General features: G+C 71.4%; 11 protein-coding genes and 1 tRNA gene. 11 read left to right on the forward strand and 1 reads right to left on the reverse strand.

Going from position 1 to position 10,333, the window contains the following annotated elements:
- Positions 1 to 1,278: an ammonium transporter gene (locus H9X80_RS06475; protein WP_204793532.1), complete on the reverse strand. Its 1,278-nt coding sequence runs from the start codon at positions 1,276 to 1,278 to the stop codon at positions 1 to 3.
- Between the two features lie 234 nt (positions 1,279 to 1,512).
- Here H9X80_RS06475 and H9X80_RS06480 point away from each other — a divergent pair, with 234 nt between their 5' ends.
- The 11 genes from H9X80_RS06480 (at position 1,513) to H9X80_RS06530 (ending at position 10,121) form a co-directional block, all read left to right on the forward strand.
- Positions 1,513 to 1,878 (forward strand): nuclear transport factor 2 family protein, encoded by a 366-nt coding sequence (locus H9X80_RS06480; protein ID WP_204793533.1) that lies wholly within the window; start codon positions 1,513 to 1,515, stop codon positions 1,876 to 1,878.
- Between the two features lie 211 nt (positions 1,879 to 2,089).
- Positions 2,090 to 2,166, forward strand: a tRNA-Met gene (locus tag H9X80_RS06485).
- 417 nt (positions 2,167 to 2,583) lie between these two features.
- Complete coding sequence (locus H9X80_RS06490; RefSeq protein WP_204793534.1) at positions 2,584 to 2,838, forward strand: helix-turn-helix domain-containing protein; 255 nt, start codon at positions 2,584 to 2,586, stop codon at positions 2,836 to 2,838.
- Positions 2,839 to 2,929: 91 nt separating this feature from the next.
- On the forward strand, positions 2,930 to 3,175 hold the full coding sequence (locus tag H9X80_RS06495) for a helix-turn-helix domain-containing protein (RefSeq protein WP_075279442.1): 246 nt from the start codon (positions 2,930 to 2,932) through the stop codon (positions 3,173 to 3,175).
- The gene (locus H9X80_RS06500) at positions 3,172 to 3,504 is read left to right on the forward strand and encodes a hypothetical protein (RefSeq protein WP_075279441.1); all 333 of its coding nucleotides are present in this window, start codon (positions 3,172 to 3,174) and stop codon (positions 3,502 to 3,504) included. Before H9X80_RS06495 ends, H9X80_RS06500 begins: the two co-directional genes overlap by 4 nt.
- Before the next feature lie 226 nt (positions 3,505 to 3,730).
- On the forward strand, positions 3,731 to 4,366 hold the full coding sequence (locus H9X80_RS06505; RefSeq protein ID WP_204793535.1) for an ATP-binding protein: 636 nt from the start codon (positions 3,731 to 3,733) through the stop codon (positions 4,364 to 4,366).
- 212 nt (positions 4,367 to 4,578) lie between these two features.
- Positions 4,579 to 5,121, forward strand: coding sequence for a hypothetical protein (locus H9X80_RS06510; protein ID WP_204793536.1), 543 nt, complete (start codon positions 4,579 to 4,581; stop codon positions 5,119 to 5,121).
- The gene (locus H9X80_RS06515) at positions 5,118 to 6,893 is read left to right on the forward strand and encodes a VirD4-like conjugal transfer protein, CD1115 family (protein ID WP_204793537.1); all 1,776 of its coding nucleotides are present in this window, start codon (positions 5,118 to 5,120) and stop codon (positions 6,891 to 6,893) included. Before H9X80_RS06510 ends, H9X80_RS06515 begins: the two co-directional genes overlap by 4 nt.
- Positions 6,894 to 7,051: 158 nt before the next feature.
- The gene (locus H9X80_RS06520; RefSeq protein ID WP_075279437.1) at positions 7,052 to 7,267 is read left to right on the forward strand and encodes a hypothetical protein; all 216 of its coding nucleotides are present in this window, start codon (positions 7,052 to 7,054) and stop codon (positions 7,265 to 7,267) included.
- Between the two features lie 9 nt (positions 7,268 to 7,276).
- Positions 7,277 to 7,687, forward strand: a complete 411-nt coding sequence (locus H9X80_RS06525; protein WP_204793538.1) for a PrgI family mobile element protein — start codon at positions 7,277 to 7,279, stop codon at positions 7,685 to 7,687.
- Between the two features lie 40 nt (positions 7,688 to 7,727).
- Positions 7,728 to 10,121 (forward strand): VirB4-like conjugal transfer ATPase, CD1110 family, encoded by a 2,394-nt coding sequence (locus H9X80_RS06530; RefSeq protein WP_342590882.1) that lies wholly within the window; start codon positions 7,728 to 7,730, stop codon positions 10,119 to 10,121.
- Positions 10,122 to 10,333 lie beyond the last annotated feature (212 nt).

Consider the following 10,333-nt stretch of genomic DNA (forward strand, 5'->3'; position numbering starts at 1 on the left):
TTAGGAGTCCAGGCCAGTGTAGGCGGGATAGGCGCTCTCGCCGTGGAGCGCGACGTCGAGGCCGAGTGCCTCGTCGTGATCGTCAACGCGCAGCTTCCCACGGAAGATGGCACGCACCACAGCCACGATCACCAGGTCGAGCACCACCACGATGACGAGCGTCACCAGGATGCCCACGACCTGGCTCAGCAGGAGCGAGGGGTCGCCGGTGTAGAGCAGGCCGCCCTTGTCGGTCCAGGAGAGCTCGGGGACGCAGAACAGGCCGGTCAGGAGGCCACCCAGGATGCCGCCCACGCCGTGGCAGCCAAAGGCGTCGAGCGCGTCGTCATAGCCCAGGCGCGCCTTGAGGTGCGAGATCGCGAAGTAGCAGACCGGCGAGACGATGAGGCCCATGATCAGCGCGGCCCACGGCTCCACGAAGCCCGCGCCCGGCGTCACCACGACAAGACCGGCGACCAGGCCCGTGCAGGCGCCCACCAGGGACGGCTTGCCGGTGGCCACGCGCTCGACCACGAGCCAGGAGGCAAGGCCGGCCGCGCTGGAGACCACGGTGTTGAGGATGGCGAGGGCCGCCACGTTATCAGCCGCAAACTCGGAGCCACCGTTGAAGCCAAACCACCCGAACCACAGCAGGCCCGCGCCCAGCGCCACAAACGGCACGTTGTGGGGGCGGTAGTTCTTGAGGCCGAAGCCCTTGCGGTGCCCCAGGAAGAGGCACAGGATGAGGCCCGTGATGCCGGAGCTGATGTGGACCACGTCGCCGCCGGCAAAGTCGAGCGCACCGATCACGTCGCCGATGAGGGAGCCGTCGCCGCCCCACACCATGTGCGCAAGCGGCGCGTAGACCACGAGCGCCCACACGGCGAGAAACGCCACAACGGCGCCGAAGCGCATGCGGCCCGCCACCGAGCCGGTGACGATGGCGGCGGTGATCATCGCAAACGCCATCTGGAACGCAACGTCGATGATCGTCGGGTAGAGGGTCCCCTCGGGGACCTGCGTGGCCTCGGTCATCATGTTGCTAACCAGGCCATTCAGCCCCAGCTGGTCAAAGCCGCCAAACCACGACAGCGAGCCGTCCCCGCCGTAGGCGAACGACCATCCCGCGAGCACCCACGTGATGCCCACGACGCCAATGGCCGCAAAGGTCATCATCATCGTGTTGATCACGTTCTTACGCCGCGAGAGCCCGCCATAGAAAAACGCCAGTCCTGGCGTCATCAGTAGGACGAGCATCGTGCAGACGAGCATGAAGGCAGTTGAGCCGGTGTCGTACATGGCGGCCTCCCCGTTTCCTGTTGCGTACCTTAACGACAGGTGGCATGGTCGCATCAACTGGTATCTCCAATGCCAGACAAGTGGGTTCTGTTTACGCGGCCGCGCCGAGCTCGTAATATTTGTCGCCGTCGCGCAACGCAGGGCCACGCGGCAGAAACGGGCAAGAAACGAAACGACGCCCGCAGACGTGGACGGCCCTCCGCTACCATGCGACAACCGACCGAAGGGAGCCGCATGAACAACAAGGAGATCGTCCTCGCCTTCTACGAAGAGGTCTTCAACGCTCACGACCTCAGCAACGTGGAGCGCTACGTGCGCGAGGACTACATCCAGCACAACCCCACCGTCGAAGACGGGCGCGCAGGATTTGTGCGCTTTGCCGAGAAGTTCCTCTCGATGGACCCGAAGGGGGAGATCGTAAAGACGGCCGCCGAGGGTGACATGGTCTTCGTCTTCTTCAAGTGCACGATGGGCAACAGCATGGTCAACAAGGTCTGCGACATCTACTGTCTGGAGGACGGCATGCTTGCCGAGCACTGGGACATCATCGAGCACGACGTGGGCGACGTTGAGTCGGTCAACGGCAACGGCCTGTTCTAACGTCGTTCTGGTAGCCACGTTCCGGTGGCCCCGTTCTGGCCCAATTGTGGAGACGTCAACACATTTCAACGTTTTCCTTGCGAGAAGGACGATGGACGAGTAGAGTAATTTCTTGCACTGCGGGGTGGAGCAGTCTGGTAGCTCGTCGGGCTCATAACCCTGCGGAAGTGCCAAGTTCACAGGCACTAAAATACATGTGAACTACATACATTGCGGGGTGGAGCAGTCTGGTAGCTCGTCGGGCTCATAACCCGAAGGTCGTCGGTTCGAATCCGGCCCCCGCGACCAAAAGCCCAGGTCAGAAGCCTAATCGCTTCTGACCTTTTTTGTTATCTCGGCTCCGCCGCCCTCCCATCGCGCGTCCCGCGGAACGGCGGGCGGGGCCTCCCTCCCACATTCGAAACGCAACCTCCAGACGCCTCCCCGACCGGCCCGCCGGGGGGAATCAGGGGGGGAATCTCCAGCATGCTCGGCTCACCGAGGGCGCACGCGAGCGCACGGCGCGGCACGGGGGCGCCCCGAGGGGCCAACCCGCCGCGCCGTGTCCGTTTCGCGACTCGGTCCCCTAGGGTCCCCTGCGGACCGATGGGCGCCCGCGCCCGATTGCCGGGCGGCGCGGCCGCCCGTATAACTCGTGCCGTGACGGGGCGGCGCGAAAGACCACGGCGTTGCCCCAGCAGGCACGAGATTGACGGGAGGTCCCGCATGGAGGGATTGCAGCAGCAGGGCGCCCAGGCGCGCCCCGGAGACGAGGGCACGCGGCCCGGCGAGACCGAGGGGGCGTCGCCCACGTGGCTGAGCGTCTCCGACGTCCAGAGGTACCTCGGGATCTCGCGGCCGCTCGTGTACCGCCTCATCCGTGAGGGCACGATCCCGGCGGTCCACCTCGGCCGCGCCATCCGCGTGAGCCGCGCCGCGCTGGACAGGGCCCTGGAGGCCCTGGGGCCTCGGTCAAACTAGTCGTGACCGGGCCGGACCTAGTGGGGAGGGAAAGGCCTCAGACGGCGCGCCGAGCGTGCCGAGGGCACGCGCGCGCAGGAAAGAGGCGCAGATGATGTGCGAACAATGCCGGATGGCCTCGAGCTCGAGCGTCCCGCCCAAGGAGTACTACAGCCTGGCCGAGACGGCCCGCCTGCTGCACGTCCACGTGAGGAGGATCCGCGAGCTCGCGACGAGGAGGGAGGACCCGCTCCCCTTCCGCCGGTTCCCCGGGCAGCAGCGCGGGGCGTTCATTCACCGGGAGGACTTGCGGACATGGCTGGAGCGCAACACCGAGGGGATCGCGGGAGGCAGGTGAGCCGGCCGCCGTCGTACGCCGACCTCGACGAGTCCGAGGTCTTCGTGGTGGTGAGGAGGTGGATGTGGCGGGAGCTCGACCTCGCGGGCGTGGCGCTTCTGGTCTTCGCCCGCGTATGGTCGTTCTGCCGCGAGGGGTCCGGGGAGTTCTACGAGAGCAAGGCCCGGACCGCCGAGGTGCTGGGCGTGAGCGAGCGCGAGGTCTACCGGTCGTTCGCCGCGCTCACGGGGAGGGGCTACGTCGTCGAGGTCGGCAGGACGCGCAGGGGCGCGAAGCGCTACCGCGTCGACGCCGCCCGGATAGCGGAGCGCAGGGCCGGGCTGCCCTGACGGGACGTCAGGGCGGGGCGGGCCCGCGGGGTGACGGGGCGGCAGGGAGACCCCTGACGGGACGTCATCCGATACCAAAGGGATAGGCAAAGGGGCTGAGAGGAAAGGGGCGGCCGTGGGCGCTGGATCGAGGGGCGCGAGACCCGAGCCGAGGGCCTTCAGGTGCGCGTGGTGCGGGCGGAAGCTCGCGCCGAAGCGCGTGAGGGTCGGGTCGAGGGAGCTCGTCGTGGGGCACGAGCCCTGCGGGTGCGAGGGCGAGAGGCGCGCGGAGGCCGAGGCGAGGCGCGAGGTCGAGGAGGCCGCGGCCGCCGCGATGCGGTCCAAGATCCTGCACTCCGGCATACCGCCGCGCTACCTCGCCGCCGAGCTCTCCGAGCCCCGCGCCGCCCGGTTCGCGGCGTCGTTCCCCGCCGGGGGCGACGGGCTCTACATCCAGGGCAGGACCGGCACGGGCAAGACCTACCTGGCGAGCGCCGTGGCGCGCTCGGTCGCCGAGGCGGGCGGCCGCGTGGTCATGACGACGGCGATCGAGATGTTCTCGGCGATCCAGGAGACCTACGGCGGCTCCGGCTCCACGGACGCGGCCATACGCCGCTACACGGGCTGCGACCTGCTCGTCCTCGACGACCTGGGCAAGGAGTCCGCGTCCCAGTGGTCCGCCATGACGCTCTACCGCATCGTCAACGACCGCTACGGCTCGCTCAGGCCCACGGTCTTCACCTCCCAGTACGCCCTCGCCTCCCTCGAGGCCCGCCTGTCGCGCTGCGGCGAGGCGGAGACCGCCGAGGCCGTCGTGTCGCGCATCCGCGAGACGTGCGCCGTCGTGGCCCTGCGCGGGCCCGACCGCCGCTCGCGCGCGTGAAGGTTCCGCGACACGGTCTCCTAGGGTCCCCTGGAGACGCGACGCCCTCCCGCGGCCGCCCCGCGGCGCCGGGCCCGGCCGTATAAATCCGGTCGGGGACGCGGCGCGCGAGGCGGCTAAACCCTACGAGATGCGTGCCGGGCCGGGAAGGCGCGCCGCGCCCCGCGAGGGTGCGGCGCCGCCGGCGCCGCCGTGACGAGAGGGGGTCGGGCATGCCGAGCGACTTCGGGGACGAGAGCGGCGAGGTCCTGGTCGAGTGGGCGTCGCGCGTCGCCGGGCTGTCGGGCGACGTCGCTGCGCGCCGCATGGCCCTGCGCCTCGCCGCGTCCCTGGAGCGCGCGCGTGACCGCGCGTCGGGAGGCCCCGAGGCCCCCGGCGAGGCGGCCGGCGCCCCCTGGGCACGCCTCGACATGGAGGACTTCAGGGAGCTCGAGGGGTACGGGCAGGTGAGGGCCGCGATCGACGCGAAGCTCACCGCCGCCCAGGTCCGCCACGAGTTCTTCTCCGACGGCGAGGCCGGCAGGGAGTACCTGCTGTTCCCCGTCGCCGACGCCGGCCGCGTGTCGCGCGCCTTCGACGAGCTCGCCGCCAAGGCGCGCGAGATCGGCGGGGGCGGCATCGGAGGGGGCTCTCGCGACGCGCGCCCGCTCGAGGAGCGCGCCGCCCAGGCCCGCGACGCCGCGGCGGCCATCGAGGCCTCGCGCGGGCAGCGCGAGCGCGCGCTCGAGGTCGCCGAGAGGACGGTGGCCCGATGACGCGCCCCGTCTCCGGGGCGGGCGTCGCCGCCGCGGCGGCCCTCTCCGCCGCCGCCTTCCTCGCGACGAACGCGTACGCCTCGTGCCTCGCCTCCGCGGGCGGGGACCCCGTCGGCGCCGCCTCCGCGGCGCTCTCGCAGCTGCCCGGGCACCTCCTGTCCCGCGGCCTCTCGCCCGACCCCTCGGCCGGGCCCGTCGCGGCCGGCGTCGCCGCCGCGTGCGGGGTCTGGTCCGCGTGGGCGTGGCGCCAGGCCAGGCGCGGCAACTACCGCAGGGGCGAGGAGCACGGCAGCGCCCGCTGGGCGATGCCCGCCGAGATGAGGCGCTTCGCCGACGCGAGGGACCCGCGCGCCAACGTGATACTCACCAGGCGCTGCTCGCTCGCCTTCGAGCGGCCCGACCACGACCCGCGCTGGGAGCGCAACCGCAACGTGCTCGTCGTGGGCGGCAGCGGCTCGGGCAAGAGCCGCGGCTTCATAGCCCCGAACGTGATGCAGGCCCACGGGTCCTACTTCGTCACCGACCCCAAGGGGACGGTCGCGGCGGGCTCCCGCGCGGCGCTCGAGGCGGAGGGCTACGAGGTGAGGGTCTTCGACACCGTGGACCCCTCGCGCAGCGACCGCTACAACCCCATCGCCTACCTCGAGCGCGAGGCCGACATCGTGCGCTTCGCCGACTGCCTCGTGGAGAACACCACCGGCGACCGCGAGCGGGCCTCGGACCCGTTCTGGCCCGCGGCCGAGAAGCTGCTCTACACGGCGCTCGTCGCCTACCTCGTCTACCACTGCCCGGAGCGGGACCGCAGCCTCCCGGGCGTGCTCACGCTGCTGTCGCTCGCCGAGGCGCGGGACGACGACGAGGCCTACCTGAGCCCGCTCGACCTGCTGTTCCGCGAGATCGAGACCGGGATGCGCTGCGTCGGGCCCCGCGAGGGCGCCGCGCGCTCGCCGCGCGACTTCGCCGACGGCGGGGTCTCCTGGGTCAGGGTCGCCGACCCCGTGCCGCCCGAGGCCGACTTCGCGCTCGGGCGCTACCGGGCATTCCGCGCCGCGGCGGGCAAGACCCTCAAGTCGATCATCGTCTCGTGCAACGCGCGGCTCGCGCCGCTGGCGGTGGACGAGATGCGCGCCCTGCTCTCCGCCGACGACATGTCGCTGCGCCTCATGGGCGAGCCCGGCGCGCGCCGGGCGGTCTTCTGCGTCATGTCCGACACCAACCGGACCTACTCGTTCCTGCACGCGGTGATGATGTGGCAGGCGGTCGACCTGCTGTGCGACCGCGCGCTCGAGGCGCACGGGGGCTCGCTCCCGACGCCGGTGAGCTTCCTGCTCGACGAGTTCGCCAACATCGGCCGCATGCCCGACGTGGAGAAGTCCATCGCCGTGGTGCGCAGCCGCAACATGTCCATCTCGCCCGTCGTCCAGTCCATGTCCCAGCTCAAGGCCGCCTACGGCGACGCCGCGCAGACCATCGTCGACTGCTGCGACACGCTGCTGTTCCTCGGCGGCAAGTCCACCGAGACCGCCCGCGAGATCGCGGAGTCGGTCGGCAAGGAGACGGTGACGGCGCTCACGCTCAACGAGACGCGCGGCGCCTCGAGGAGCTCGACGAGCAACTACCAGATAGCGGAGCGCGACCTGATCCAGGCCGCGGAGGTCGCCCGGCTCGACCGCCGGCGCGCCGTCGTGCTGATCGCGGGCGCGCGGCCCTTCCTGGACGACAAGTACGACCCCGCGCGCGACGGGCGGCGCCGGCGCGGGGGGCGAGGGTGAGGGGCGCGGCGGCCGCGCCTGGGCGCCTGGGCACCGGGGAGCTTCCACCCTCCCCGGTGCGGCCGCCGCCAGAACACTCGGGAGCGGCGGGCGCTCCCGGGCGGATTCTACCACGCGCGCCGGGCGGCCCGCCCCGCCGGAGCGCAGAGAGGGGGCACATGCTCAACGAGATCATCGGGCTCGTGTCGGGGTGCGTCACGTTCCTCGGCGGGTTCCTCATCGTGTGGGGCGCCGTGTCGCTCGGCCTCGCCATCCGCGAGCAGCAGGGCGGCGCCCAGATCGCGAGCGCGATCTCCACCATCGCGGGCGGCGCGATCATCGTCGCGGCCGCCGTCTACTTCGGCATGCTCGACACGAGCTGGCTCCCGGCGTAGGGGGCGGCCGTGCTGAGCGTGTCGGTCCACAAGGACATCACCGAGTACCACGAGAAGATCGCCGGGAAGATGAGCGCCCGCACGCTCGCGTGCGTGTCCGGGGGCCTCGCCGCCTCGGTTGCCTCCGCGGCGGCGCTGAACCTGCTGCTGGGGGTGGCGCCGTCAGACGCGACCCTGCCGGTCATGGCGTGCTCGCTGCCCTTCTGGCTGCTGGGGTTCTGGCGGCCGCACGGGCTGCCACCGGAGCGGTTCGTCCCGCTGTGGGCGGCGCACGCCCGCAGGCGGGGGCCGCTGCTCTACCGGCCGGTCGCGCTGCCGGCCTCGGGCCCCGCGCCCGAGCGGAGGGACCGCGCCTACGCGCGGAGGATGAGAAGGAAGGGGGCCGAGGCGCATGCGCCGAGCCAGGGAACCGAGGGGTAAGCACAGCAGGCCGACGCCGCGCCGGCCGTCGAGGGAGTCGGTGGGCCGGCGCGTCCGCCGCCAGGAGCGCGAGCTCTCGCGCGCCGGGGAGGACCGCCGCCGTGCCCGCGCGGCCGCCAGGGACGTGTACTCGGCCATCGGATACGAGGCCATGTTCCCCGACGGCATCTGCGAGGTCGAGGAGGGACTGTTCTCCATGAGCCTGGAGCTGCCCGACATCAGCTACCAGTCCGCGCGCGAGGAGACGCAGCGGGCGATGTTCTCCGCCTACTGCCAGCTCTGGGACTACTTCGGGGCGGACAGCTCGGCGCAGCTCACCATCGCCAACTCGCCGCTGCCCGCCGACGAGATCGGCGCGCGCTCGTTCTTCCGCGAGGAGGGCGAGACCGCGGCGCTCGCGCGCGAGTACAACAGGATCCTCAACGCGAAGATGCGCGAGGGGGTGTCCAACCTCGTGCGGCGCCGCTGGCTCACCTTCTCGGTGGCCTCCACCTCCGCCGAGGCGGCCGCGCCGCGCCTCGCGCGCATGCGCAACGACGCGGTCCAGACGCTCGCGCGCATCCGCTGCCAGGCCCGCCAGCTCGACGGGGCCGAGCGCCTAGCGGCGATCTCCTCGCAGCTGCTCCCCGGGCGCCGGCTCGCATTCGACTGGGGCATGGTCGCCCCGCAGACGGGCCTGCGGACCAAGGACGTCGTGGCGCCCTCCTCGATCGACCTCAAGCCGGGCGGCTCGCCCGCGCTCATGAGGCTCGACGGGACGTGGTGCCAGGTCCTGACGCTGCGCCGCTTCGGCAGCGAGCTCGGCGACCGCTGCATCGCCGACGTCATCGACCTGCCGGTCCCGCTCACCGTCTCGCTCCACGTCCAGCCCATGGACCGCGCACGCGCGGTCGCCTACGTGAAGCAGCGCATCGCGTGGATGGACAAGGAGATCATCGACGAGCAGGTGCGCGCGGTGAAGAAGGGCTACGACTACGACATCCTGCCCTCCGAGCTCAAGTACTCGAAGGAGGAGGCGCTCGACCTGCTCGACCACCTCCAGACCAAGAACCAGCGGCTGTTCCTCTACGCGGGGCTCGTGGCGGTGTTCGCCTCCTCGCGCGAGGAGCTCGACGACCGCGTGGTGCAGGTCGTGTCCACGGCGCGGCGCAACTCCATCGACGCCGAGCCGCTCGCCTACCGCCAGCTCCAGGGCCTCAACTCGGTCCTGCCGCTCGGGCACAACCACGTCGGCCCCACGCGCATGATGACGACCGCCCAGGTCGCCGTGCAGATGCCCTTCGCGACGCAGGAGCTCTTCGACGAGGGCGGCGGCTACTACGGGCAGAACAAGCAGTCCTCGAACCTCGTGCTGTGCGACCGCAAGCGGCTCGCGAGCCCGATGGGCTACGTCGCCGGCAAGCCCGGCAGCGGCAAGTCCTTCTCGGTCAAGCGCGAGATCGAGAACACGATCCTGGCGCACCCCGGCGACCAGGTGGTCGTCTTCGACCCCGCCGGGGAGTACTCGCCGCTCGTGGAGGCCAACGGCGGGCGCGTGCTCAGGCTCGCCCCCGGCGCCGACACGCACCTGAACCCGCTCGACATGTCCGACGTGGCGCACCAGCCGCCCGCCGTGCAGATGGCGTTCAAGATCGACGCCGTGACGGCGCTGTCCTCGGCGACCATGGCCGAGGGCTCGGAGGGGCTCACCGAGGCGGACCGCTCGGTCATCGCCCGCTGCGTCGAGGCGGCCTACGCCGCGACGGCGGGCGCGACCCCGACCCTCGGCGACCTCTACAACCAGCTGCGGGCGCAGCCCGAGCGGGAGGCGCGCGACATGGCGCTGCGCTACGAGCGCTACGTCTCCGGCGCCATGTCGTTCTTCAACCACCAGAGCGACGCGGGATTCGACCGGCGCGTGACCTGCGTCGAGTTCAAGGACCTCGGCGGCTCCATGCGCACCTTCGGCATGCTCGCCGCCCTGGAGGCGGCGCGCAACCTCATGTACCGCAACTTCGAGCGCGGGGTCACGACCTGGCTCTACATCGACGAGGTCCAGTCGCTGTTCTCGCATCCCGCCATCATCAGCTACTTCTCCCGCTTCTGGGCGGAGGGGCGCAAGTTCAACCTGATCTGCACCGGAATCACGCAGAACTCGGTCTACATGCTCGGCCACCAGGAGGCGCGCAACCTCATCCTCAACTCCGACTTCATCCTGCTCCACAAGCAGTCGCCCGTGGACCGCGAGGCATGGGCGGAGCTGCTCGACCTCTCCGAGCAGGAGGAGGGCTTCATCGACGAGTCCGTCGAGGCGGGCGAGGGGCTGCTCGTCGCGGGCGCGGCGCGCATCCCCATCAAGGACAACTTCCCGCGCGGGCGGCTCTACGACCTGTTCAACACCAAGCCCGACGAGGTCGCCGAGCTCAGGCGCGCGGCCCGCGGGGAGGGCAGGTAGCCGGTGGCGGCGCCCGGCCGCGCGCCGGAGGAACCCTCGGCCCTCGCCCGGCGCGGCTCGACCGACGCCGTGCGCGCGGGGCTCGTCAGGGGGTCCTCCGAGAGGGCCCGGAGGGTGTCGCGCGGCGGGCCGCGCGACAGGCCCGGAGCGGAGGGCGGACGGGGGCCTCGGGCGGGGGCGCCCGCCGCAGGGGAGGCCGTGCGCCGGTCGCG

It is taken from the genome of Olsenella profusa, assembly GCF_016900315.1.
GTDB lineage: Bacteria > Actinomycetota > Coriobacteriia > Coriobacteriales > Atopobiaceae > Thermophilibacter > Thermophilibacter profusus_A.

Excerpts from the sequence above, each read along its gene's own strand:
- H9X80_RS06475 (WP_204793532.1), bottom strand. The coding sequence starts at position 1,278 with ATGTACGACACCGGCTCAACTGCCTTCATGCTCGTCTGCACGATGCTC.
- H9X80_RS06480 (WP_204793533.1), top strand. The coding sequence starts at position 1,513 with ATGAACAACAAGGAGATCGTCCTCGCCTTCTACGAAGAGGTCTTCAAC.
- H9X80_RS06490 (WP_204793534.1), top strand. The coding sequence starts at position 2,584 with ATGGAGGGATTGCAGCAGCAGGGCGCCCAGGCGCGCCCCGGAGACGAG.
- H9X80_RS06495 (WP_075279442.1), top strand. The coding sequence starts at position 2,930 with ATGATGTGCGAACAATGCCGGATGGCCTCGAGCTCGAGCGTCCCGCCC.
- H9X80_RS06510 (WP_204793536.1), top strand. The coding sequence starts at position 4,579 with ATGCCGAGCGACTTCGGGGACGAGAGCGGCGAGGTCCTGGTCGAGTGG.
- H9X80_RS06515 (WP_204793537.1), top strand. The coding sequence starts at position 5,118 with ATGACGCGCCCCGTCTCCGGGGCGGGCGTCGCCGCCGCGGCGGCCCTC.
- H9X80_RS06520 (WP_075279437.1), top strand. The coding sequence starts at position 7,052 with ATGCTCAACGAGATCATCGGGCTCGTGTCGGGGTGCGTCACGTTCCTC.